Below are 24,527 nucleotides of genomic sequence, written 5' to 3'. Positions count from 1 at the left end.
CTGATCTAAATTTTGCGCCGGAAAAATGGCTTAGTTTAAGGCGTAAGTTGATGTAAATGGTTGTTCCCTATACGAAACTTACAACGAAAAAAAAAGTTGTTTTAACAAGTAAAATAGATCAGTTACTTACTATGATTGGTATAATAGTGGACGCGATGGACTATTAATATTTTCATCGTCTATTGGTTTATTTTATTTACTCTTAGGAGAACTTATTATGAATACGATTGATTTAACTCCCCTTTACCGTAACAGCGTTGGTTTTGATCGTTTAGCTTCACTAATTGATAACGCATTAACCACAGACACAAAAACGAGTGGTTACCCACCTTACAACATCGAAGTGCTCGGTGAAAATAACTACACCATCTCATTAGCTGTCGCAGGCTTTTCACAAGAAGAGCTGGATATCCAAGTTGAGAAAGGAGTATTAACGGTTTCAGGTAGCAAACAACACACGCAAGAGGAGCGTAAATACCTGCATCAGGGAATACCTGACCAAGCCTTTGAACGTAAATTTAATTTAGCAGATTATGTTGAGGTAACAGGCGCAGACTTAGCCAATGGTTTATTAAATATTAACCTAGTTAAAGAGATTCCAGAAACCATGAAACCGAAGAAGATTTCAATTAATCAAAGCGATAAATCTTTAACGCACCGAGAAGAAAAGTTAATTAACAATAAAGAGAAAACAGCATAAGTTAGCAACTCTTTGTTAATGATTAAGCCATCATAAACTCAAAAAGAGGCTGTTAAACAGCCTCTTTTTAATAGAGCAATTAGTTTAATTCAGCCTAAATTGATCAATAGCTCAACAATATTCGTTAAGTAATGGTATTGATAACTTCAGTCACACCTTCAATGATCATTTGCATGCCTATCACAGCTAGAATTAGCCCCATTAATCGAGTCACAATACCTAACCCCCCTTTCCCTATAACAGCTAAAATTTTAGAACTGAAAATAAAACACACAAAGGTAATAATACACAAAACAGCAAACACAGTGATAGTCACTAATATGCCAGAGATTTCCCCCGAAGAAGAATAATTCATCGCAGTGGCAATCGTTCCAGGGCCAGCAAGCAAAGGAACAGCCAAAGGTGAGACTGCGATATCAGCTTCTTCATGTTCTTTTGCAGAATGTAATTTAGAACCGCTGCCATTAAGCATATGATACCCAACCAGAAAGACTAAAATACCTCCAGTTATTCTTAACGCAGAAATAGTAATACCAAATAAATGAAAAATTGCTTTACCAAGTAGCGAGAAAGCAACGATAACAATGAATGTAATTATCAATGCTTTCGCTGCAATTTTAATTTGCTCCGCTTTACTTTTATCTCCAGCGAGGCCAGCAAACGCAGCGGTATTTGCAATGGGGTTCATGATCGCAAAAAAACCAAGAAATACGGTAATAGCTTGCGTATATATATCATTCATTTAATGATTCCTCTTAAAGCACTTCCTCAATCAACTCACTTAAAAGTTTAGAGAATTGAATAGTTATCCCTATACACAATACTTATTTTAAGCATAATAACCAAACGGTTTACCCCATTAATAACCTCAACACCCCTTAATCTTATGTTATTTAATACCCCATCGTACAAGGTAAAATTTAAAATATAAGTGGTCAAAGAATTATGGATGTCACATACTTCCATTATTTGGCGATCTAGTCTTATGACTTCAGTAATCATGCTCTATAAGAACAGCCAACATGACAGTAACAATGATACTTAAGGATACAAAATAATGGGATACAGCGACTTCGCAAATATTTTTTCAGAAAAAACCACGTATAAACCAGTGGAGAAATTCGCCCAAGAACATGGCATCAATTTAGCTGAGCTCAAGGTAACAACCACAGCTGTATTAAACGAAAGTGGTAAGTTACCAGCGATTAAACATATCAACGCATTTTTCGGTTTAAGTCGCCCTCTGCCATTGTTTTCAACAAAAAACTACGTTGAACAAATCGAAGCAGAATTAACAATGGAAAATGATTAAAGAAAGCTCAGTGGACAGACGAGTGCCATTCTCTCATGTGCCCAGTCAATCTTGATTGGCACACAGAAATGGCATGATTAAAAGATAGAGATGAAATTATCACAGGTAAGTTATTAGCTACCGCACACTTTCAGTTTTGATCGCCTGATATGGCAGCTATTTATAGTATAGTTAATTAAGTATCAAACCATTACAGAGTCACTTTATCAATAAATAGCATTGATGCTTACCTCTACAACAAGTTCAATATAGGGAAATAGATATGAACGAATATAATGAATTAATACCTTTATTCTTAGCGCTTATTGTCGGTAGTGTTATTGGTTTTCTTATTTACCATTTAACCCTGGGCAGAAGCAAAGCCTCTAAACAACAAGCAGAACTAGATAAGAACAAAGTAGAATTAGAAAAATACAAAGCACAAGTCAATGAGCACTTTAATAGCAGTGCAGAGTTAATGGGGCAAGTCGCCACTAGTTATCAAGCGCTTTACAACCACATGGCAGACCAGTCACAGTCATTATTAGGTGAAACCTCCACAACTCAATTTCCGCGATTAAAAGAATCAGATAAGACTGATATAGAAGTTGAAGTCGCTGACACTGGCATTAAACCTGAAGAGACTGAAATAGTTGACACTGAGGCCAAAACGGAAGCAGTTGAAACAACTGAGACTGACATTGAACCAGAAGACGCTGAAACTACTGACACTGACATTAAACCAGAAGAAGTCGAAATAATAGACACTAACGTGAAACCTGAAGAGACTGAAATAGTTGAAACGGAGGTCAAAACGGAAGACGTTGAAACAACTGACACTGACATTGAACCAGAAGACGTTAAAATAGCTGACACTGACATTCAAAAAGAAAAAACAAAGTAAATTAGAAACCTGTCTAAGTGCAGTCATAACACTCATTGTGACTGCATTGCCTCTATATACCCAATCTACTTCAAGATACTTGATTCAGAGTCATCCAGAGGGCGAGTTTTATTGGGCTTCATACTGCGTTGCAAACTGTCGCCGTAGAATGACTATGCCTTCAAGTCCGCGCCTTGCCTGAAGCACAATAAATTCTCGCTGAACTAAGCATCTTGAGGTGAATTGGGTATATAACTAAAAGAGAGAAGCGTAACGATAACTCACCATAGTTTTTACGTGTTCACTCCCTGCATTTATCCATACAAAAATCGCATAGATTCCATCACATTAAATCATTTTTAATATAAAACCCAACCACTTACAATAGCGTCAAATTCATTCAAACACTTATTATCAGGAGAAATTATGAAACACCTTTCCACTTTAGGGAGTCTCACCTTGCTGTGTATTTCCAGCTTAACCATTATGGTGGGGTCCATTGTTGCACCTGCGTTACCGAGCATTGCTCAACACCTTGGTATGGAAGATTTCGCTAGTTTATTAATCACATTGCCATCATTAGGTGTGGTTATTTTCGCTCCTTTTGCAGGACGTCTTATCGATAAATATGGCGCTTATCATTGCACTGCAATCGCTTTATTATTGTATGGCGCATTGGGCCTTTCAGGGCAATGGCTCTATGGCCCAGAAATGGTTTTCATCAATCGCATCTTATTAGGCGCGGCAACTGCGTTAACTATGGCCGGTAGCACCACCCTAATCTCACAGTTTTACTTTGGTCACAAACGCCTCGCTATGATGGCAAAACAAGGTATGGCGATTGAACTTGGTGGCGTAATATTTTTATTCGTAGGTGGATTGTTGGCTCTGAATAGCTGGAATCAACCTTTCTTACTGTACGCCATGGCGTGGGTTTTCTTAGGCATGATGCTGCTAATCGTTCCAAATAAATATCCAGCTGAACCAGTAACAACAAATCATGAGTCCGTAAACACACCTCAGGTTTCTCTAAAGCCTATTTTCGTTACCTCTTGCATCGCCATGACCTTTTTCTTTGCTGGCTTTGTTGTACTTCCAATTACCATGGAACACTCTGGGTACACAGAAGATAAGATAGGTTTATTCCTCGCCTTTGTCTCATTAATGGCGGTCATTACAGCGCACTTTATGCCTAAAATATACGTTCGTTGCAAAGAAAAAGGCACACTATCTCTCGCCTTCATTTTTTACGCGTTGTCCCATTGCGCTTATTACTTTGGCGAAAACCCTTACATCTTGATTCTTGGCGGTGTGTTTTCTGGCATTGGTTTTGGTTTATCTATTCCTCTTTTAAACCACATCACAGTGGAAAGAAGCGCGGCAAAGCAAAGAGGCAAAAACCTATCTTACTTTGCAATGGCAGTATTTTTAGGGCAATTTCTGACCTCTTTTTTAGAAATCATCCCAGGCGATATTCAGTCTATTTTTGCTGTTGTCTCCGTCCTTGCGGTACTTTACCTGATTTACATACAGGTATTATTTAAAGCGCAGCCAACTCGTTAGGTAAATAAAGTTCGCCATTTGCTTGTTTTTTTACCGAGCTAGGAGAAAAACCAATTGTCCATCAAGCGTTAGCGTATTAATCTGACTCAATCATCCACCGATTTCCTTGAGGGATTTATCATGATGAACAGATAATCCACGCTACATTGATGGCGATTGGGCACAGCGTGAAATACAATGGTAATAAGGCATAGCGGATAACGATACTTGTGATTGGCGGGATTGAGTCATAATAAACTACCTCCTAAATGCAACAATAAGCGCATCTAAAAGATAGTTTACCTTTAAATTAATTCAAAATAGATGGGTATCCAGTATTTCCCACGAGTTCCGTTTAAGTGCCTTGTATGGATAATAACCCCACCAAATAGTTACCTTTTAAACCAGTTTAGGTAAAGTAAGGCCCAAGCTTTGGCTGCAACCAAAGCCTTCTTATACAGTAGCTCGATTAAGCGAAAAATCCTCATTTGAGAGACCGTTAACAAGTATGAACGTTGTATAGGACTCCAAGCATTAAACTCGGATAGTCAACTGGGCCTCGAGCCCGAATAGCAAGGCGGAGTCAGCTTATTATGAATTGCAAAAACAATCAAAAAGAAATCACCATAGGTGTCGACACAGGCAAGTTCCAACTCGATATTCATATTAGACCTTTAGATATTTACTTTAGTGTAGATAATAATGAAAAAGGGATAAAAGAAGCATTAAAAAAAATCAAACCACACAAACCAACGCGCATTGTTATTGAAGCTACAGGCCGACTCGAACATGCATTTATCATCGCCTGCTCAGAAGCAAATTTACCCTTTGCAGTAGCCAACCCAGCCCATGTAAAAAAATTTGCAGGAGCAATTGGACGTAAAGCAAAAACAAACAAACTTGATGCACAGTTAATCGCGTATTATGGCGAAGCAATTAAACCTACATTATCAACTTTGAAGCCTGAAAACATGAGGTTAATGAGTGATTTGTTATCTCGAAGAAGACAGCTTATGACGATGCAAACCATGGAGAAGAACCGTCTTCAAATCATGCCGAAAGAGATATCGGGTATCATAAAGCCCATTCTAACTGCGATTAAAAATCAGATAGAAAAGGTTGATAGTAAACTGAGTAAGCTTATTGAAAAATGCAGTGAATACAGAACCAAAAACAGCATTATTCAAAGCATGCCAGGTATCGGTAATGTGGTTGCTTTTAATCTTCTTAGTGACATGCCTGAGCTTGGTTATTTAACCAATAAAGAAGCAGCGTCTTTAATTGGTGTAGCCCCATTTAATAAAGAAAGTGGCAGCTATGAAGGTCAACGAAATATACGTGGTGGTCGCCATAAAATAAGAACCGTCATGTACATGGCAATGATGTCAGCAATGCAGTGTAATCCCGTTTTCAAAAGTACATATCAACGATTAGTGGCGGCAGGAAAGCCAAAGAAAACAGCAATAATCGCCTGCGTTCGCAAGATGGTTATCATATTAAATTCGATGGTTAGAGATGGTGTCATGTGGGCTCCTAAAATGAATTAAAATTAGGATTTGACACCATAGTCACTTGTTAGGCATTGGTAGTAAACTATATGAAGAATTTTTGTGGTAGTTCTAAAGCATTATTTCCGTATTTTTTTTGAAATTCGCTTTTAGTTTTTGGAACCACATAATCTCCAACCTGAACAAGATTTAATTTATTACAGATCCAAACCTCTGACAAACCACCAATTTCAATCCCCATGTTGTTAGGGCTGCCTTCTCTTCTAATATGCCCTTTAACATCAGAATATTGACTGTCTAGCTTAATTAATTCTTGAAGAATATGCTCCCAATTCTGTGAGATGAATACATCAGGAGTTACATTATTAATAATTTTACCAATAGCATCTCCTGGATGATAAATAGAAGGGAATTCTATTACATTGATTGTGGAGGCTAATTTTAATGAAAATAATAACTGTCCTTTGGTATTATTATTAACCCTGAAGTAACAGTAGTCTTTTGCGTAAAATAAACTTCCTGTTAGCCAAATCCCACATTTATATCTATCCATATTTTCAATATAATCAAAAGATTTTAAATGTTCACTAGTTTGACCACTATATAGTGGCAATTCTTCTTCTAATAGTTTTGATAACTTAATATCAGCAGCAACCCAAGATTTTGCAACTTCTTTATATGTATCCATATACAAATCTTTACTGTTCATTAGAGGATCTTCTTTTGATTCGTTATTAATAATTTCAGTATGACTAACTACGCTTTTATTTTCTTTCTTTGTACGCAATTCTTTTATCCAATTAAACATTAAAACTTCCTGTTAAAATTTAAACCCACTACATTAAAAAATGCCTAACGCCCCTAATAACGGGCTAAAAATTGTGGGCTAAAATACGAGCGAAGCGAGATAGCCCGCTGTTTTTAGTCCTGTTAATTGGCTTGTTAGTTTGCTTTAACCCTTTCTAGGATAAAATCAAAACCTTCTTCTACTGTCCCATTGAATGCAGAAAACTGCCAAAGGTCACTATCAAGCACAGCACGTACACCACCAGAACTAGTACCATATTTTGTACCGTTAACGATCAATAACTTACAATAATCTTTATTTTCATAGGTCAGCTTTACGGCATCATATAACTCTTTTCCGTGGCTCACGGTCAATGGAGCATCGCCAAGCTCTTTTGATAATGGTCTTACTTTTTTAATAAATTTTCCTTCCAGATGATCATATTTATTTCGCTCTTTATCTTTATGATCACGTTCAGCAGAAAATATAAAATGTTCTTCAGTTTTAGATATCCATGAGTATTGATCTCTTTGAGTTGCTCCATATTTTTCAAGAGCATTTTTTAAACCATGTATGTATTTAGGTAAAATTTTTGAGGGTCTCATAAATACTCCGATAGCAAACTAACGCCTCACTAAGAGGCGAGTAATTGTTGGCTAAAATGTGAAGCGAAGCGGAACCGAGCCAACTGTTACGAGTCCTGCTTTAGTGACTTGTTATGTGTTTTTTGCACAAAATACACTTTTAGACATCTACTTTTATTTCTTGATTTTCATTTATTCGAATACTATGGAGTTTAAGAACATCGATTGATGTTCTATTACCTGATGTAATTAATAGTTCACATGTTATCGATATTTGTTTTTTCGCATGTTCAGCTTTCAAGGTTTCATAAAGGCTAGAATCTGTTTCTATAAAACAGGTGTGTTCTTTGCCATCAATAACTAACCGTAAATAAACTCTTCCTTTCTCATCTTCTATAGGCCAACTATATTTTTCGATATAAGCGGGTAAATCTGCGTAATACTTAGTGTTACTTTTACTCAGTAACTTTTTAAAACGCTCAATTTTTTCTCTGTCACTGTAGTTAAACACAACGTTATTTGGAACATTTTTAAAAATCTCTTCCTTAAATGACCAATCAAAATTGAATTCTAACTTATCTGAACTATTTGAAAATAAATCGAGAAAATTATTACAAAATGTACTATCAATTCCGACACTAAGTAGTTTAGCAGGCGACTCATAATCATTAGACTTTATTTTTTCCGCAACTCTAGCTAAGGCGATGGCTAAATTAGCATTTACATAACGACCAAAAGAGGTTTCCTGATCAAAGGCATGATTCTGACTTTCCTCTCTTTCTAGATCTAATAATTGAAGCTCAACAGTGTATATAAATGAACCTGCTTTGGGTGCCAACATGTTTACGCCTGAAAGGTATTGATTAATGGCTTTTCGTTTACCCTTCACTTTTATGTTATTACTGGCAGATGATTTTATAATTCCATACAACCCAGTCAAAGCATTCAGGCCTTCACTAAAGTTAATTCGACCATGATTTATCCGTTTCCCAGATGAACGAACTTGTAAAAAGTCACTATCACCATTAAGAAGCTTTGTTTTGAAGTTTTCAGGACAAAGCTGATATGCACTTGAAATATTGATAATTGCTTCAGATAATAAGGTATTTGACTGTTCGTGATTGGCTAATGCCTCAGCAGGCAACACGATTTCAAGCTCGTGAGTTTGGTCATACCAAACACTAAAGCGTTCTGGATTAGTTGCCTTTTCCTGACCTCCATTAATACGAAGGTAATTTTTAAGTGCTCCAAGGAGAGCTAGGTTATTACTCATACTTTAGCCTCCTCTAGGTTATATATCATCTCAGCTTTACTCGCTAATTCCATCATACATATTAAAGCCTGACTATCGAACCTCTGTTGCAATGGTATCCTAACAGTTCTAGATTCTTTTTCGATAGGCTCATTTCCATATAAACTATACCAATAAGATGCGTATTTTATAGTCGTACCTTCCGCTGTTTCTATGAGCCATTCGTCAAAATTTTTCGGTGCGTGATGAACTACCAAAATAAGAGGGAGTGGAGACGGTCCTGTAAGGTAATTATAATTTTTCTTTTCGAGCTGAAACACAAGCTCATTATTTTTTAGGTCAATAATACCCGATTTAGCTGTACACTTTAGTTGAACTTCAATTTTAGGTTCTTGAAAAATCCCATCAAAACCTTTACCTCGAATTGTAATATCAATACCATCATTATCGATTTTAGGTTCATTATGATTTAGTCCTGTAGCCGCTAATAAAGCTTGAACATAAGCTAAACTCAGTGACTCTTTTGAATGCGAAATGGCTGCCCCCCCGCTTCCTTTCATTGACACTACATCCATATACAACCTTAAATATATAATTTTTATGAATTTATCATTCGGATATAAAAAATCTACTCCGAAGTACCACATCTTGTTATACGCATAACTCTATAAAACACATAACGCCCTAATAACTGGCGTGTAGGTTGGTATTGTTTTTGCCATGTATTTCTTTTGCAAAAACGATGACAACCGTAATACGTCCAGTTGATTAGCTTGTTATAAGCCATATACTTGCTTACTTTTACAATACACATTATTAAAAGACTGATATATAAGGTTATTGTTATACCGCGATAATAGTTCAAGATCATTTTTTAAAACTTTAACATTCAATATTGAAGTTTTATTTTCTTGCATACTTAATAAAGACTCTACAAGCGTATTATTAGTAGTATATTTACATGCCATTGACCTCATATCAGCGAAACAATAGGTTATAAAAGCATTACTGGTTAGATTAAACTCATACGTAGTAAGAGCTTTGTCTTCACTTATAACGGTGAAGCCTCGATCAGACAATAAAACATGCTTATCTATATGTTCACCGGTATATGTAGAGATAAATATATTTATATTGCTTTTATTATTTTCAAAAAATGACTTCATAAGAACTTCAATTGCATTCATGTTTTCATCAATAGGAGGAATCAAAAGCATAAACAATGACTTCATCCATTTTTTGTATTCTTCTACAGATACACCGAAATTTGAGGTTATATCCTCAGCCTTAGGGTGATTAAAACCATCAATTTTTTCATATAGTTCTTTTAACTCAACATTAGCGGGGTAATAATTAGATAGCAGACCAATTGTATTGAGTGTCTTTTTAATACAATAGGGATTTCTAAAAGTATTGAGTAACTTTAAAGCAAATATTTCCAATATTTCATTTTTGATATCATCGTTATTATCATTAACTTTGTTTAATAATGATTCAGTTAATTTACCAACATTATTCTCATATACCCCAAAGGCTTTCTCTAAATTAAGCCTTTGATTTTCATTCAACATCTCAAATGAAAATAAATCATCAAAACTAAGATTGTCTTCTATTTTTTCTCCATTTTCAGATAGTAAATCAAGTTTGTAGGCTTCTCGATCTTTAATGTGAAAAGAATAAATTCTTTGGTTCTTCTTAGATATGCTTGGATTGATTGCATTGAGCCTCTGCTCTACCTGAGCAACAAAATGATGATTACGTGTGACATTTTGCATTTAAACACTGCTCCTTGAGTTGGCTTATAACAGCATATTAGATAACAAAATGTCACCTTTCTCGCGGAAAGATGGCAAATATCTAATGATTAATAATAGACTTAGACTAATACAATTATCATTTTAATCAACAATTTAAAATAAAAAATGAAATATAAGTCATGTAGAAAGACGACAAAATGCAATATTTACGGCGGAAAAGTGGCAAACGCACTACACTGTATAAATAAACATTAGTTTTATTTGTAGAGGTATTTTATGAAATCACCATTTTTAATGGCTATTACTGAAAATATGCGTATGAAAAATTATGCAGAAAAAACAATTAAAGCATATATTTATTGGATCACATCTTTTATACACTTCAATCAAAAAAAGCACCCTATTGAATGCCATAATCAGGATGTTGAGTCTTTTCTTTCATTTTTAGCTAACCAACGCAATGTAGCTCCTAAAACACAATCATTAGCATTAAATGCACTGGTGTATCTGTATAAAGAGTTTTTAGATAACCCTTTAACATTAACACTCAAATTTAACCGCAGCCATATGCAACCTAAACTCCCTGTTGTTTTAAACTTAACAGAAACGGCATTATTGCTAAAAAATATACCTGCACCACTCTCACTTCCTTGTAACATTCTATATGGTAGCGGTTTACGACTTATGGAAGTGTTAAGGCTACGAATACAAGATATTGATTTTGATTATTCATCTCTTCAAATTTGGAATGGTAAAGGAGGGAAACATCGAAGAGTTACATTAGCAAAAGAATTATTAACACCCTTGAGAGACCAAATTTCCAGTGTACGTTTGTACTACCAACAAGATATTACAAACCCTTGTTACAATGGTGTTTATTTACCTTTTGCACTCGCCGCTAAATATCCCAGTGCGCCAAAGGAGTTGGGTTGGCATTATTTGTTTCCATCATCAAAACTCAGTTTGGAACCAGGAACAAATAACTTAAGAAGGCATCATTTACATGAAAGTAATTTGCAGCGAACAATCAAACAGACAGCAAAAAAATTAAATTTTGATAAACGTGTAACGTGCCACACATTACGTCATTCATTCGCAACACACCTTTTACAAAGAGGTGCAGACATAAGAACAGTTCAAGAACAATTAGGACATTCAGATATCAGAACAACACAAATTTATACCCATGTATTACAAGCTGGAGCAAATGGCGTACGTAGCCCTTTCTCTGATTTACAAGCGATAAATGAATAATAACCCGTTATACAAAGTGGCTCGCCGACAGAGTGAAACCACTATTAACAAACATCAAACTGCCACAATGCGTTACCACGAGGAACGAGGATAACGAGAAATAAGCCACCTCAAACTACAGAAACAAAAAAAGGGAGACAACATCACTATCACTAGCAACATCATCTCCCTTTCTATCAAGAGAAAACTAAATCAAAAAAAGGATTAACCCTCTTTAGGCTCTTCTTTCTCAGCTTTAGCTTCTTTCACGACAGCAATATTCAACTCAGCCAATGCAGCTGGGTTAGCAAAACCCGGTGCGTTGGTTAACGGACATGCCGCTGACGCTGTTTTCGGGAAGGCAATCACTTCACGAATTGACGTTGTTTTAGTCATTAACATCACTAGACGGTCTAAACCAAATGCTAAACCTGCATGTGGTGGTGTGCCGTATTGTAGTGCTTCTAATAGGAAACCAAACTTGTCTTGTGCTTCTTCATCAGAGATGTTTAAGATGCGGAAAATCGCCGCTTGCATATCTTGTTTATGAATACGTACAGAACCACCGCCTAACTCACAACCGTTTAATACCATGTCGTAAGCATTAGAGATAGCACCTACTGGGTTTGCTTCTAATTCTTCAGCCGTTAGGTTGATTGGTGCTGTGAATGGGTGATGTAATGGTGTTAATGAACCATCTTCAAGTGGTTCGAACATTGGGAAGTCGATTACCCAAAGTGGTTTCCACTCATCTTTAATTAAGCCTAGGTCTTCTGCTACTTTCAGACGTAATGCGCCAATAGCTTCAGCAACTACGTTGGCTTTATCAGCACCGAACAGGATGATGTCGCCATCTTTTGCTTCTGTGCGCTTTAGAATTTCAGCTACAATCTCTTCAGTTAAGAATTTAGCGATTGGGGATTGAACACCCTCAAGGCCTTTAGCCACTTCGTTCACTTTCATCCATGCTAAGCCTTTAGCACCGTAGATGTTAACGAATTTACCGTATTCATCGATGTTTTTACGTGAAAGTGACGCACCGCCTGGTACACAGATTACCGCAACACGGCTGTCTGCATCATTGGCAGGGCCAGAGAATACGTTGAATTCTACTTCTTTTAATAGGTCAGCAACGTCAACGAGTTCGAAGTCGATACGTAAGTCTGGCTTATCACTACCGAAGCGACGCATTGCTTCTGCGTAAGTCATTTTAGGGAATAAACCTAAATCAACGTCTAGCATCTCTTGGAAAAGCTTAACCACCATCTCTTCGGTTTTATCCATCACTTGATCAGCAGTCATGAATGATGTTTCGATATCTATTTGGGTGAATTCTGGTTGGCGATCGGCACGTAAGTCTTCATCACGGAAACATTTAACGATTTGGTAGTATTTATCTAACCCAGACATCATTAACAATTGTTTGAACAATTGTGGTGATTGCGGCAATGCAAAGAATTGACCTTTGTTAGTACGGCTTGGTACTAAATAGTCACGCGCACCTTCTGGTGTTGCTTTGGTTAAGATAGGTGTTTCAACATCTAAGAAACCATTGTCGTCTAAGAAACGACGTACAAAGCTACTTACTTTTGAACGGAATACCATACGCTCAGCCATTTCTGGACGACGTAGGTCTAGGTAACGGTAACGTAAACGTTGCTCTTCAGAGTTGGTTTGGTTGCTATCTAATGGAGACGGTTTAGCACGGTTTAAGATTTCCAGCTCAAGACCACGAATCTCAATACCGCCCGTAGTCATGTTTTTGTTCACTTGACCTTCAGGACGTGCACGTACTTCGCCTTTCATTTTAATACAAAATTCATTACGCACAGTGGCTGCAATCGCCGTCGCTTCTGGGGTATCGTTATCGAAGAAAACTTGCACAATGCCTTCACGATCACGTACATCTAAAAAGGTTACACCACCTAGATCGCGTTGTTTGTTTATCCAACCTACTAATTCAACTTCTTGACCAATGTTAGCCTCGGTCACTTCACCACAATACATAGTGCGCATTATCGATTCCTGTTTTTAAATACATTACAAAATAATTCAACACATTATAAAAGAAAATGCCCTTGAGGCATATGGCTAAATAAAAAAATGACCCTGCCACACAATTTAAGTAAAATGCGCGGCAATACAAATTCAACAACCCAGTTTAAACTTTAATTAATTAGGCAGCCCTATGAGCCAAACCGATAATATTTTTAGTCAACCTTTACAAAAAGTGGATAGCTTTAGCTTTGATCAGCAGGTCGTGCAAGTCTTTCCTGATATGATCAAACGCTCGGTACCGGGTTATGAAAAGATTATTAATAGTATTGCGATGATCACACGCCGTTGTGCTCAAGATAACTCTAACTTGTACGATCTTGGCTGTTCATTAGGTGCAGCTACGTTATCGATGCGTCGTGGGCTAGACGAACAACAAGGTTGCCAGATCATTTCCGTGGATAATTCATCGGCCATGGTAGAAACCTGCCAACAATATATCCAAGCTTATAAATCAGAGGTACCGGTGACGGTATTGCAAGATGATATCTGTAATATTCAGATTGAGAATGCCTCGGTGGTTGTGTTGAATTTTACTCTACAATTTTTAACACCAGAGAAGCGTTTATCGCTACTAACCAATATTTATAACGGTTTATTACCGGGTGGCGTTTTAATTTTATCTGAAAAATTTATTTTTGAAGATCCAACAAGCCACCAGCTATTAATTGATTTACACTTAGACTTTAAACGCAGTCAAGGTTACAGCGAATTAGAAATCAGTCAAAAGCGTTCTTCATTAGATAATGTGCTGATTTCAGATACCGTTGAACAACATTATCAACGTCTCCAAGAAGCTGGGTTTAAGCACAATGAACTTTGGTATCAGTGCTTTAACTTCGGTTCAATCCTCAGTATTAAAGATTAATCATCATTATATTACAGCAAGGCAACACATGATCGACTTCAGTAACTTCTACAGCATTATTGCTAAAAACCGTTTAAGCCATTGGTTGCGTGATTTACCCGCACAGTTACATGACTGGGAAAATACCCATGTTCACGGTACGTTAGCGAGCTGGATACGGGTATTAAATAAATTTCCGACTATTAAAACCGATCACATTGAATTAACAGACGAAGTGCGTATCGGAAACGGTAATGAATTATCAACAGGTGAGACCAAGAAGTTAGAAAACCTATTACAAAAATTCCACCCGTGGCGCAAAGGCCCTTTTCATATTCACGGGGTGCATATTGATACTGAATGGCGCAGTGACTGGAAATGGGATCGTGTTTTACCGCATATCAGCCCGCTTAAATATCGCTATGTGTTAGATGTTGGCTGCGGCAGTGGTTACCATATGTGGCGTATGCGTGGTGAAGGTGCAGAATTTGTGGTGGGCATTGACCCAAGCGAACTGTTTTTATGCCAATTTGAAGCAGTAAGACACTTTGCTAATAAAGACCAAAACGTGCATTTGTTGCCTTTAGGTATTCAAGAATTACCTAAATTGGAAGCCTTTGATACGGTGTTCTCAATGGGTGTGTTATACCACCGTAAATCGCCAATGGACCATATTACGCAACTGCAAGATCAGTTAGTGGAAGGTGGTGAACTGGTGTTAGAAACCTTAGTGATTGCCGGTGATAAAGATGACGTATTAGTGCCTGCTGACCGTTATGCCAAAATGCGTAACATTTGGTTCTTGCCAAGTGCTGAAGCGCTTAAGCTGTGGGTTGAAAAGTGTGGCTTTGAAGACGTTCGCATTGTTGATATTAATGACACGTTAACCGGCGAACAACGCAGCACCGCTTGGATGAAAAATGAATCCCTTGAGGATTATCTAGATCCCAATGACCCGACTAAAACTATCGAAGGTCACCCAGCCCCTAAACGTGCGCTATTAATTGCTAAAAAAGCAGTTAAACCACTTAATTAAAAAGTGAATTTAAAGGTGTTTAGTACTGGCTTTGTAAAAGTAATAAACACCTTTTAATATTTAATCTGTTTCCCAGTTATTGTATTAAACAATGATATAGCCTATTTTAATACTTTGTTTTAAGGCGAGCATAGTATAAAAAAATGAACAGACAGCAGTTTCTAAACCGTTTTATGTTGCAGCAAGCGACGCTTACCTCTGCTTCTTCTCATCTTGCACAACTCCAACATCACCCACGCCCACTTAAAAAAGCCGCGGTATTAATGCCGTTAGTACAAAGAAGTAATGGCTTACATATGATACTAACCCAACGTGCTTTGCACTTAAGGCATCACCCTGGGCAAGTCAGTTTTCCCGGCGGTCGTTTTGAAACAACGGATCTATCATTAGCCACAACAGCATTACGAGAAACTCAAGAAGAGATTGGTATTGACCAAGACAATATTCAGTTAGTGGGACGATTACCTGAGCTTACGACCTCCAGTGGTTATCATGTCACCCCTTTCGTTGGCTTTGTCGCTCGTCATGAGCAAGTTATTATTGATAAAAGTGAAGTTAAAAGTTGCTTTGAAGTGCCCTTCAATTACCTATTAAACAATGATAATTTTGTGAAACAACATTTAGTGGCTAATCATAAACGCCACTTTACCTATTGTTGCGCCTATCAAAACCATTTAATTTGGGGTGCAACGGCGCAGATGATTATCAATTTACAACAACATTTACAGGGTTGAAGTAGCGACAAATAGCCCTATATCTAATCCGTAACATAAAACGCTAACTTAAGTGGTACTATAAGCGGATAAAATTAAACTAGGTTGTCATGTTTAGCTGATCTCAGCGTGCTTTCAAGCAGTATAACCAACAGATAAACGATAAAGGAATCATAAATAGCAGTACCGTTAGCGTCTCATCTAGATAACAACAAGATATTCTATCTTGGTATAGCAACATAATTTGTAAAAGGAAATATATATGGTTGAACACATCACCGGCATGCTGGCATTAATTGGTGTGCTATCGCTTTTGTGTCAATGGATAGGCTGGAAGCTTCATCTACCTGCGATTTTACCACTTTTATTATGTGGGCTTTTAATGGGCCCAGTGATGGGTGTATTAAACCCAGATGAATTATTCGGCGATCTATTATTCCCCATTATCTCGCTCGGGGTAGCGGTCATTCTATTTGAAGGTGCATTAACGCTTAATTTCAAAGAGATTAAAGAGCATGGGCGAATGGTCAGCCACTTAGTGTTGATTGGAGCTTTCATTACTTGGGCTTGTATCGCCCCTGCCGCACATTACTTATTAGGTTTTGACTGGTCGATTGCCATGTTATTTGGTGCGCTGGTTGTGGTGACAGGCCCTACGGTTATTGTGCCTATGCTGCGTACTGTTCAACCTAAATCTAGCCTAGCAAGAATCCTGCGCTGGGAAGGGATTGTCATTGACCCAATCGGCGCCTTACTAGCCGTCTTAGTCTTTGAATATATCGCGGTTAATGCAGACCCCACGTCACACATTCTACAATCTTTAGGGATCACTTTATCACTTGGCTTTGGTATAGGCGCGATGACTGGTTATTTAACGGGTATTGCCATTCGAAAGAACTTATTTCCGCATTATTTACGTAACACTGCCGTGTTAACGATTATGTTGGGTATTTTTGTTGCTTCAAATATTATCCAAGAAGAATCAGGCTTACTAACAGTCACCGTGATGGGCATTTGGTTAGCCAATATGCGTGGTGTTGATATTGCAGATATCTTAGAATTTAAAGAAACCTTAACCGTATTATTGATCTCTGCCCTGTTTATTCTATTAGCTGCGAGGCTTGACTCTAGCGCTATGCTCGACCTAGGGTTCGGAGGACTAGGCGTATTATTAGTCACCATGTTTATTGCTCGCCCATTGAGTGTATGGATTTCAGGTCTAGGTACCAACCTTTCTAGCAAGGATAAATGGTTCTTAAGTTGGGTTGCACCACGCGGTATTGTTGCTGCAGCGATCTCTTCGTTATTTGCTATAAAACTAGAAACCGTTGGATTAGACGGCGCTGAAGCGATTGTGCCTCTAGTGTTCTTGATCATTATCGGTACAGTGGTTATACAAAGCTTAACCGCCGGCCCTTGGGCGAAGTTTTTAGGCGTAAAAGAAGGCTCAAACGAAGGCTTATTGATGTTTGGTGCGTCCACCTTCTCACGTGAATTAGCTAAGCTATTAATCTCTAAACATATCAAAGTGATTTTAACTGATAATAACTGGGACAGTATTCGTAAAGCGCGTATGCAGAATATCCCTGTTTATTTTGGTAATCCAGCCTCAGAACACGCCAGTAACTTTATGGACTTGGGAGGTATTGGTCGTGTGTTAGTCATGTCACCTTACCGTCAACTAAACCCATTAGTGACTTTCCATTTCCAAGACTTGCTTGGTACAGAAAAAGTATTTGGGTTAAATAACCCTGATATAAGCAGTGCACGTCACCAGTTATCAGAAAGTTATTTAAAGCGTTTAAGCTTATTTGGTGAAGGGGTTTCTTACGCGAAACTAGCAAGCTTAATGGCTAAAGGGGCAATCATAAAAGTGACTAATATTACTGAAAACTTTTCCTTTGAGCGTTTTAAAAAACGTTATGGTGAAACGGCAATGCCATTATTGTACATCACCAAAGAAGGCGAGCTGAATATCATTTCCGGTGAAAGTAACCTTAACTTCCCAGTCGGTATTGAGCTGATCAGCTTACTACCAAAAGAAGCGCAAGAGCGTGCGGTTGAGCAAAGAGCATTAGATGAAGAAGCTGAACGCCAAGCAAAAGCTTTAGCCAAAGCAGAGGCAAAAGCAGCAGCGATTATTGCAGCTGAAGCCAGAGCGGAACGTGAAGCTGAAGAAGCAAAGCAACGAGCGGCCGAAAAGGCGCGTCGTAAAGCATTAGAAGAAGAGGAACAAGCGCGTTTATTAGCTGTAGAAGAAGCAGCTAAATTAGATGATGAAACCACAGAAATAGTGGAAGAAAGCCTCAAAGATGAAACGCTTGCTGATAAAAAAGTTAAGGCTAAATAGCAAACCTTTAAACAAGGATTAATCGTCTATTAAGCGATGCCAGTAATCAGACTTATTCAGGTCACTGGCATCGTTTTTTCTAGTTTCAGTGCTTTTAAGAAACTATTTTTTAAGAGGCTATGTTTTAAGGAACTAACCGTTTCAACAAAGGTATTTTCACTAACAACATAGTGGTAAACAAGGACAAAACCAACGCGATAATCGTTAACATTGGGATAGCAATCCAATTAGTCATAAAGGCATCATAATAACCATTACTTAGATTCCTAACGGGAATTAACCACAATGGATGAATCAAGTAAATCCCTAAGCTGTAAGTAGAAATCAATGTAACGAGTGCTCGACACTTACCTTGAATTCGTTCTGCATAGGTTTGTGCAAGTACAAATAACATCCCTGCAATAACCGCCGTATTCAGCGTTTTATAACCCATAAATAACGAGCGATATCTGCCCTCATCCAAAGCTAAATACCAAGTACCGATAAAGTTTAAGAACAGCATCGCAACACCTGCCATTATCCATAACGTTAATTGCGGGCGGTTATCTCGATTAAATAAATACCAACCAGACACTAAATATCCCGAATACAAAACAAGGTTTTGTTGCAACACATCCCCTACTTTAAACCAATGCATCGTCAATAAGACTAACCAACAGGCAAGCGCTAATTTAATATGATCGGGTTTAGCTTGTTTTAATAAAGGCAGTAAAAAAGGGATCACAAAATACAAAGGAATAAAGTCATAAAAAAACCACAAATGATACCAAACGGGCTCAGTGGGTGAGCTTGTTAATATAGCCAGTGCTTTATCACTTTGCCAATCGCCAGAATAAATGCCATCAAGCATAAAGCCGCCCACCAGCGCATAGATAATAGTCCAAGCAATAAAGGGAATAACCACTTTGCTTACACGCTTAGTGAGATAATAACGCCATTCAAACACCTTATTACTAGAAAGCAGTAACGCGCCACTGATCATCATAAATACCGGCACAGCCCATCTCGTGACACTGTTTGTACCAGCGGCAGCTAACCACTCAATATCAGGAATATCTCCATATAAATAACGAAAAGGCCCTAATACATGAATACTTACTACGGCAATAGCCGCAATAAAACGCAAAAAGTCGATATAAAAAATGGATGGGCGTGATGCCTGCATAGTTTTACCTAATTAAATAAAGATAAAAAATAGAGTTTACAATCGTTATTAAGTTCATAACAAATCTGATAAAAGTATCCTTGGCTGAATGCTAATAAATCTACAGCTTGAAACTATTTAAAAAATGAAACATTGCAGAAAGATGAAAAAACGTGATAATAAGCGCAATTTTTCTCCATGCCACTCAGTCGCTGCTATTACATTTATGTTTGTTAAATAAAGTAAATATCTCAGACTCATTACTAGACGTTTACTAGTCTAAAAGGATTTACTTTTGATCATCCAACATTGTCGCCTTTATCTATTTTGCAGCTTATTCGCATTAGCTACACCCAGTTTATTCGCTGCAGAAAATGATAAAAAAAGTGATGATATTTATACCGCTAGTCAAGTGCCACTAGCAGAGCAAAATCAATTACAAGAAACACCAGAGTATACAGGCACTGACCAACAAATCATTGCGCCTTTACCAGACCTAACGCCTGTTGAACCAACAAAAGAAGAAACTGCCTACCAAACGTCGTTTACCAACTCATCTTGGGAACAATTTGATGTGCCAGAAAGCTTCTACGATAACCCTTATACTGTATCACTCTTTTCACCAACACACGGTGAAGATAGAGCTCGCTTAGCCTCACAAACTAACTCTATTTTTTACTATGGATTAGGTGTTATTTCCGCATTGGCAGTGATGCCAGAATCTGTGACTAACTGGAATAGCGACGATGACGATAGCTTTGCTCAAAAATGGATAGATAACGTAACTGACGGCCCTGTGTGGGATCGAGATGACGTGATATTAAATTATGTCATGCACCCTTTCTTTGGTGGCGCTTACTATCAAACGGCACGTAAATCGGGCTATCGCCAATGGGATGCTTTTTTATACTCAGCGTTAATGTCTACAGTATTTTGGGAGTATGGCGTGGAGGCCTTTGCTGAAACACCTTCTATGCAAGATATTGTCATTACCCCTGTATTAGGCTGGGTTTATGGTGAATGGGCATTTAATAAAGAGCGTGAAATTTGGGCTGGCGGCGGCACAGTAATGGGTAGCGAATACTTAGGTAATACCGCGTTATTTTTACTTGATCCAATTGATTCTATTGGACGTAATTTTAACCGTTTATTTGGTGCTGATTTAATCAAAGCAGGTACCGGATACATTCGTTTAAACGAGCAAGTTTCTTCGGGCAATATCCCGGGTGACAAACAGATCATGTTCCAAGTTAACTATGCCTTCGGCAATAACACTAGCCCTGCAGAATCGGGTATCAGTGGCAGACGCCGCGTCAATGATGGCTATTCATTTGGTCACTCAAAAGACCCTGTTAATACTGGCATTATCGGATTCAGTTTAGGGTCGGGTTACCTTAATTTTGACAACAAACGCAACTTGATCAATCAACAATATGCGCAGTTCTCCTTGGGTTTATATTTCTCTCGTGCATTTTCAGCTCGCTTGAACTATAACTCCACGCAATTATTCGAAGGTATTGTTGCACCAGATTACACTTACGAGTCATTTAGTGTTGATGGACAATATTACTTCAATAGCGAAGCTAACCTTCGCCCTTACTTAACCGCTGGTATCGGTGAAGAGATTTGGGATAAAGATGATGATCAATACAACTTACAAATCAATGCAGGTGTGGGGTTACATTACCGCTTAAATGCAAAATGGGCATTACAAGCAGACCTTGTTGACTACTTTACCTCTGACACAGGCAGTCATGATCAACTATTGTCAGGTAAAATTATTTACCGCTTTGGTGAAGGTGAGAAGTAAGGTGAAAGATAAAAGATAAAAGATAAAAGATACAAGATACAAGGTACAAGGTACAAGGTAAAAGGTAAAAGGTACAAGGTAAAAGGTAAAAGGTAAAAGGTAAAAGGTAAAAGGTAAAAGGTAAAAGGTAAAAGGTTTACTCGGTGTGAAACACTGAGTAAACAATATCTAATAAGGCCCTTAAAGTGAGCCTTACTTCATTACATCAATTAATGCATTAGCAAGGTAACTCACTTGCTCTTGCTTTAGCCCTGCAATATTAATTCGTCCATTTAACATGCCGTAAATAGCATGCTTTTCACGTAACGCAGTCATCTGCTCAGCAGTGAGTGGCAACATAGAAAACATCCCTTTCTGTCTCGTCACCGCTTGTAATGATTCATCAGCCCCCATCTCAGATAATAACTGCCCTAATGCAACACGCAAATCATTGATACGATTTCTACATACGGCTAACTCATCTAGCCAATCTTCTGGATCGTTAAACAATAATGAAGCTACCGCAGAACCATGGTTCGGAGGCATTGAGTAGTTAGCACGAGTAATACGCTCTAATAAAGTACGTAATGCTTGATGTTGTGCTTTATCACTGGTTAATACCATTGCCGCCCCGGTGCGTTCACAGTATAAACCCATGTTTTTTGAACAGCTTGTTGCCACGAATATAAGGTCAACTTGCTCTGCAAACAAGCGTAAACCCGCCGCATCCTCTTCAGGCCCGACACCAAAGCCTTGGTAGGCAATATCAATTAATGGCACTACTTTTTTAGCAATACAAAAATCGATCAACTGCTGCCATTGTTCAATTAAAGGATCCACGCCAGACGGATTATGACAGCTACCATGCAATATAATCACATCGCCTTCTTTAGCGGCTGATAAGTCTTCAAAACACTTATCAATATCTAACACACCTGTATTATGCTCCCAACGAAAAGGGGCGACAGTTAAGCCTGCGCCTTCCATAATTGGACGATGATTAAGGTAACCAGGTTCAGTGTTCCATACCACAGCCTGTGGTGACAAAGTTGCAATAAAATCAGCCAGTACTCTTAACGCACCAGATCCACCAACCGTTTGAATAGTGCACTGCTCGTCAAGTCTAGGGCTATTACCTAACACAAATTTAGCGATATGATCGTTAAACTCAAGATTACCCGATAACATTTTATAACTTTTCGACGCCGCTTCTTTGGCTAACTTTAATTCCGCTTTTTGCACTTGTTGCATAACAGGCGTTTGACCTGTTTCATCGCGGTAAACCCCCACCAACATATCTATTTTATGAGCACGCTGGTCGTCATTAAATTGATGTAATAATGCCCACAGAGGATCACCTTGCACAACAGGTAAATTTTCTAACATATCTTGTATTTCCTTAGATAAATATAACTTAACAACGATTCGATAAAATAACGCCCACGATAGTCACCCCTATTCCACCAATAATAAGTAATGATAGAGATTCTCCAAATATTGGCACTGCTAAAAAAGCCGTTATTGCAGGTGAAATTGAACCTAATAATGATGCATTTCTAGCGCCCAGCTGGTTGATCGCATAAGAGAAACAGAAAGTGGCGACCACCCCGATACCAAGGCCTTGAATAACAATAAAGGGTAAAGCTTGCTGAAATGAAAAACGGCCAATTTCACTCTCTACCATACCAGAGCTAATCAATATCAGCATAATAAAACCTGATAGATAAGACAAAATAATAACCACGGTGATCGGCTTTAGATTAACTCGCTTTAAAGTGACTGCGAATATAGCCCAGCATGCACTAGCAGCGAACAAAAAACCGACACCTATTAGTGTTTGTTGAGAAAATGACTGTCTTTCATTCAGTAACATCATCACTACGCCAACCAATATTAATGACAGTGCTAACAAACGCTTTTTAGAAATAATCTCAGCAAAGAAAAGTGCTGTAATGATGGCAACAAAAATGCCCGGTGTACCTGCTAGTATCGTCGCAACATAGGCTGTAGGAACCGTTTTAGCCCCCAAAGCAGCAAGATATACAAATGGAATCCCACCTAATAAAATAAATGCAAGGTCAATCACTTTAATGGTTTTAATCACTTTGAAATGGGTAATAGCCCAAGGTGCAAATAATATTGCCGGCACGATAAAGCGCAATAATGCAACGTCGGCAATAGTTAAACTTGAACTGTCTATAGTACGAATCGATAGTGCAAAGCTCGACCAGATAAGTAAGACTAAGATCATTGCTGAATAGCCTAAGACCTTAGCTGAAAAGAAGGGGCGATGAACTTTGTTACTATGAACACCTTGCGTATTGAGCATAACGGCCAGATCCTATTAATATTTAATTAGCTTATTATTCATCAAAAACCGCGCCGCTATCATTTAAATAAACTTTAATTAAAAGATTATTTAGTTTAAAAAGTTAATAATATATAGTTACACGCATTAAAACACCAAACGAGATAATCATGGATAAAATAGACCGCAATATCTTGGCCCTATTACAAACAGAAGGCCGTATCTCTATCGCTGATTTAGCTGATAAAGTGAACTTATCGCCCTCGCCCTGTGCAAGACGTTTAAAGCGTTTGGAAGAGGAAGGTTATATAGAAGACTATCAAGCTAATTTGAATAAAACACAGATTGGAATCAATATGACTTTTTTTGTTGAAGTCAGTTTAAACCGACATCAAGAAAAGGCACTAGAAGAGTTTGAAACAACGTTGTTAGCCATGAAAGAAGTAGTCAATGCACATATTGTATCCGGCGCGTTTGATTATCTTATTGAAGTAGTAACACATGATTTACCCGGATATGAAGCCTTCACCACTAAATTACATAAAATAACCAGTGTTAAAGATATCCACACGCATTTGTCAGTGAGGCAGTTGAACACTCAACGTGCATTACCTATCTACAAATAATCTGAGAATAATGCTAATTCAGGACTGCTGCTGACAGTTAATTAAGTTTGTGACAAATTCTATTTATAAAAAATGATATTAAAAAGCGCCTGTTTCTGGCCGATGTTTAGTTTCAAATGGCC

General features: G+C 37.9%; 22 protein-coding genes. 12 read left to right on the top strand and 10 right to left on the bottom strand.

The features are described from left to right. The first annotated feature begins 217 nt into the window (after positions 1-217). Complete coding sequence (locus tag DS885_RS13810) at positions 218-700, top strand: Hsp20 family protein (RefSeq protein WP_113820008.1); 483 nt, start codon at positions 218-220, stop codon at positions 698-700. 124 nt (positions 701-824) lie between these two features. On the opposite strand, the gene DS885_RS13805 is transcribed toward DS885_RS13810, so the two are convergent. Then, positions 825-1,442 (bottom strand): MarC family protein, encoded by a 618-nt coding sequence (locus DS885_RS13805; protein ID WP_113820007.1) that lies wholly within the window; start codon positions 1,440-1,442, stop codon positions 825-827. A 315-nt stretch (positions 1,443-1,757) separates the two neighbouring features. Here DS885_RS13805 and DS885_RS13800 point away from each other — a divergent pair, with 315 nt between their 5' ends. From DS885_RS13800 to DS885_RS13785, 4 genes are all read left to right on the top strand, one after another. Further along, entirely contained in the window at positions 1,758-2,012 is a 255-nt protein-coding gene (locus tag DS885_RS13800) for a hypothetical protein (RefSeq protein ID WP_113820006.1), read from the top strand. A gap of 262 nt (positions 2,013-2,274) precedes the next feature. Further along, on the top strand, positions 2,275-2,895 hold the full coding sequence (locus DS885_RS13795) for a YhcB family protein (RefSeq protein ID WP_113820005.1): 621 nt from the start codon (positions 2,275-2,277) through the stop codon (positions 2,893-2,895). Positions 2,896-3,300: 405 nt separating this feature from the next. After that, positions 3,301-4,437: an MFS transporter gene (locus tag DS885_RS13790; protein WP_113820004.1), complete on the top strand. Its 1,137-nt coding sequence runs from the start codon at positions 3,301-3,303 to the stop codon at positions 4,435-4,437. A gap of 572 nt (positions 4,438-5,009) precedes the next feature. Further along, positions 5,010-5,963: an IS110 family transposase gene (locus DS885_RS13785; RefSeq protein WP_113820003.1), complete on the top strand. Its 954-nt coding sequence runs from the start codon at positions 5,010-5,012 to the stop codon at positions 5,961-5,963. Between the two features lie 46 nt (positions 5,964-6,009). On the opposite strand, the gene DS885_RS13780 is transcribed toward DS885_RS13785, so the two are convergent. The 5 genes from DS885_RS13780 to DS885_RS13760 form a co-directional block, all read right to left on the bottom strand. Further along, positions 6,010-6,732 carry a hypothetical protein gene (locus DS885_RS13780; protein ID WP_113820002.1) on the bottom strand — a complete coding sequence of 241 codons (723 nt, stop codon included), beginning with the start codon at positions 6,730-6,732 and terminating at the stop codon, positions 6,010-6,012. 134 nt (positions 6,733-6,866) lie between these two features. Next, the gene (locus DS885_RS13775; RefSeq protein WP_113820001.1) at positions 6,867-7,316 is read right to left on the bottom strand and encodes a hypothetical protein; all 450 of its coding nucleotides are present in this window, start codon (positions 7,314-7,316) and stop codon (positions 6,867-6,869) included. A 139-nt stretch (positions 7,317-7,455) separates the two neighbouring features. Next, a complete protein-coding gene (locus tag DS885_RS13770) occupies positions 7,456-8,568 on the bottom strand; it encodes a hypothetical protein (RefSeq protein WP_113820000.1) in 1,113 nt (370 codons plus the stop codon). Further along, entirely contained in the window at positions 8,565-9,122 is a 558-nt protein-coding gene (locus DS885_RS13765; RefSeq protein ID WP_181817767.1) for a DUF4365 domain-containing protein, read from the bottom strand. Before DS885_RS13765 ends, DS885_RS13770 begins: the two co-directional genes overlap by 4 nt. Before the next feature lie 201 nt (positions 9,123-9,323). Then, positions 9,324-10,322 (bottom strand): hypothetical protein, encoded by a 999-nt coding sequence (locus DS885_RS13760; protein ID WP_113819998.1) that lies wholly within the window; start codon positions 10,320-10,322, stop codon positions 9,324-9,326. A 258-nt stretch (positions 10,323-10,580) separates the two neighbouring features. Between DS885_RS13760 and DS885_RS13755 the strand changes: the two genes are divergently transcribed. Beyond that, entirely contained in the window at positions 10,581-11,558 is a 978-nt protein-coding gene (locus tag DS885_RS13755; RefSeq protein WP_113819997.1) for an integron integrase, read from the top strand. 204 nt (positions 11,559-11,762) lie between these two features. Here the strand turns inward: DS885_RS13755 and aspS are convergent, their stop codons facing one another. Beyond that, a complete protein-coding gene (gene aspS / locus DS885_RS13750; protein WP_113819996.1) occupies positions 11,763-13,553 on the bottom strand; it encodes an aspartate--tRNA ligase in 1,791 nt (596 codons plus the stop codon). Between the two features lie 172 nt (positions 13,554-13,725). On the opposite strand from aspS, the gene cmoA reads away from it, so the two are divergent. From cmoA to DS885_RS13730, 4 genes are all read left to right on the top strand, one after another. Beyond that, positions 13,726-14,460, top strand: coding sequence for a carboxy-S-adenosyl-L-methionine synthase CmoA (gene cmoA, locus DS885_RS13745; protein ID WP_113819995.1), 735 nt, complete (start codon positions 13,726-13,728; stop codon positions 14,458-14,460). A 28-nt stretch (positions 14,461-14,488) separates the two neighbouring features. Then, positions 14,489-15,475, top strand: coding sequence for a tRNA 5-methoxyuridine(34)/uridine 5-oxyacetic acid(34) synthase CmoB (gene cmoB, locus DS885_RS13740; RefSeq protein WP_113819994.1), 987 nt, complete (start codon positions 14,489-14,491; stop codon positions 15,473-15,475). A gap of 143 nt (positions 15,476-15,618) precedes the next feature. Continuing rightward, positions 15,619-16,209: a CoA pyrophosphatase gene (locus DS885_RS13735; protein WP_113819993.1), complete on the top strand. Its 591-nt coding sequence runs from the start codon at positions 15,619-15,621 to the stop codon at positions 16,207-16,209. 241 nt (positions 16,210-16,450) lie between these two features. Further along, the gene (locus tag DS885_RS13730) at positions 16,451-18,538 is read left to right on the top strand and encodes a cation:proton antiporter domain-containing protein (RefSeq protein ID WP_113819992.1); all 2,088 of its coding nucleotides are present in this window, start codon (positions 16,451-16,453) and stop codon (positions 18,536-18,538) included. 124 nt (positions 18,539-18,662) lie between these two features. On the opposite strand, the gene DS885_RS13725 is transcribed toward DS885_RS13730, so the two are convergent. Continuing rightward, positions 18,663-19,703 (bottom strand): acyltransferase, encoded by a 1,041-nt coding sequence (locus DS885_RS13725; protein WP_113819991.1) that lies wholly within the window; start codon positions 19,701-19,703, stop codon positions 18,663-18,665. 274 nt (positions 19,704-19,977) lie between these two features. Between DS885_RS13725 and DS885_RS13720 the strand changes: the two genes are divergently transcribed. Beyond that, the gene (locus DS885_RS13720; protein WP_113819990.1) at positions 19,978-21,492 is read left to right on the top strand and encodes a DUF3943 domain-containing protein; all 1,515 of its coding nucleotides are present in this window, start codon (positions 19,978-19,980) and stop codon (positions 21,490-21,492) included. Between the two features lie 192 nt (positions 21,493-21,684). Here DS885_RS13720 and DS885_RS13710 read toward each other — a convergent pair whose 3' ends face one another. Continuing rightward, positions 21,685-22,857, bottom strand: coding sequence for an amino acid aminotransferase (locus DS885_RS13710; RefSeq protein ID WP_113819989.1), 1,173 nt, complete (start codon positions 22,855-22,857; stop codon positions 21,685-21,687). A gap of 28 nt (positions 22,858-22,885) precedes the next feature. Continuing rightward, a complete protein-coding gene (locus tag DS885_RS13705; protein ID WP_113819988.1) occupies positions 22,886-23,800 on the bottom strand; it encodes a DMT family transporter in 915 nt (304 codons plus the stop codon). 149 nt (positions 23,801-23,949) lie between these two features. Between DS885_RS13705 and DS885_RS13700 the strand changes: the two genes are divergently transcribed. Next, positions 23,950-24,405, top strand: a complete 456-nt coding sequence (locus DS885_RS13700; protein WP_113819987.1) for an Lrp/AsnC family transcriptional regulator — start codon at positions 23,950-23,952, stop codon at positions 24,403-24,405. Positions 24,406-24,527: the final 122 nt, after the last annotated feature.

Origin of the sequence: Psychromonas sp. B3M02, assembly GCF_003318165.1 — a bacterium.
Classification (GTDB): domain Bacteria; phylum Pseudomonadota; class Gammaproteobacteria; order Enterobacterales; family Psychromonadaceae; genus Psychromonas.
This window is presented reverse-complemented; position numbering and strand designations above follow the sequence as displayed.

What these genes read in the sequence shown, in the direction of transcription:
- DS885_RS13730 (WP_113819992.1), top strand. Translation starts at nt 16,451, where the DNA reads ATGGTTGAACACATCACCGGCATGCTGGCATTAATTGGTGTGCTATCG.
- DS885_RS13705 (WP_113819988.1), bottom strand. Translation starts at nt 23,800, where the DNA reads ATGCTCAATACGCAAGGTGTTCATAGTAACAAAGTTCATCGCCCCTTC.
- DS885_RS13780 (WP_113820002.1), bottom strand. Translation starts at nt 6,732, where the DNA reads ATGTTTAATTGGATAAAAGAATTGCGTACAAAGAAAGAAAATAAAAGC.
- DS885_RS13710 (WP_113819989.1), bottom strand. Translation starts at nt 22,857, where the DNA reads ATGTTAGAAAATTTACCTGTTGTGCAAGGTGATCCTCTGTGGGCATTA.
- cmoA (WP_113819995.1), top strand. Translation starts at nt 13,726, where the DNA reads ATGAGCCAAACCGATAATATTTTTAGTCAACCTTTACAAAAAGTGGAT.
- DS885_RS13770 (WP_113820000.1), bottom strand. Translation starts at nt 8,568, where the DNA reads ATGAGTAATAACCTAGCTCTCCTTGGAGCACTTAAAAATTACCTTCGT.
- DS885_RS13760 (WP_113819998.1), bottom strand. Translation starts at nt 10,322, where the DNA reads ATGCAAAATGTCACACGTAATCATCATTTTGTTGCTCAGGTAGAGCAG.
- DS885_RS13805 (WP_113820007.1), bottom strand. Translation starts at nt 1,442, where the DNA reads ATGAATGATATATATACGCAAGCTATTACCGTATTTCTTGGTTTTTTT.
- DS885_RS13810 (WP_113820008.1), top strand. Translation starts at nt 218, where the DNA reads ATGAATACGATTGATTTAACTCCCCTTTACCGTAACAGCGTTGGTTTT.
- DS885_RS13700 (WP_113819987.1), top strand. Translation starts at nt 23,950, where the DNA reads ATGGATAAAATAGACCGCAATATCTTGGCCCTATTACAAACAGAAGGC.
- DS885_RS13775 (WP_113820001.1), bottom strand. Translation starts at nt 7,316, where the DNA reads ATGAGACCCTCAAAAATTTTACCTAAATACATACATGGTTTAAAAAAT.
- aspS (WP_113819996.1), bottom strand. Translation starts at nt 13,553, where the DNA reads ATGCGCACTATGTATTGTGGTGAAGTGACCGAGGCTAACATTGGTCAA.
- DS885_RS13800 (WP_113820006.1), top strand. Translation starts at nt 1,758, where the DNA reads ATGGGATACAGCGACTTCGCAAATATTTTTTCAGAAAAAACCACGTAT.
- DS885_RS13795 (WP_113820005.1), top strand. Translation starts at nt 2,275, where the DNA reads ATGAACGAATATAATGAATTAATACCTTTATTCTTAGCGCTTATTGTC.
- cmoB (WP_113819994.1), top strand. Translation starts at nt 14,489, where the DNA reads ATGATCGACTTCAGTAACTTCTACAGCATTATTGCTAAAAACCGTTTA.
- DS885_RS13725 (WP_113819991.1), bottom strand. Translation starts at nt 19,703, where the DNA reads ATGCAGGCATCACGCCCATCCATTTTTTATATCGACTTTTTGCGTTTT.
- DS885_RS13765 (WP_181817767.1), bottom strand. Translation starts at nt 9,122, where the DNA reads ATGGATGTAGTGTCAATGAAAGGAAGCGGGGGGGCAGCCATTTCGCAT.
- DS885_RS13735 (WP_113819993.1), top strand. Translation starts at nt 15,619, where the DNA reads ATGAACAGACAGCAGTTTCTAAACCGTTTTATGTTGCAGCAAGCGACG.
- DS885_RS13785 (WP_113820003.1), top strand. Translation starts at nt 5,010, where the DNA reads ATGAATTGCAAAAACAATCAAAAAGAAATCACCATAGGTGTCGACACA.
- DS885_RS13755 (WP_113819997.1), top strand. Translation starts at nt 10,581, where the DNA reads ATGAAATCACCATTTTTAATGGCTATTACTGAAAATATGCGTATGAAA.
- DS885_RS13790 (WP_113820004.1), top strand. Translation starts at nt 3,301, where the DNA reads ATGAAACACCTTTCCACTTTAGGGAGTCTCACCTTGCTGTGTATTTCC.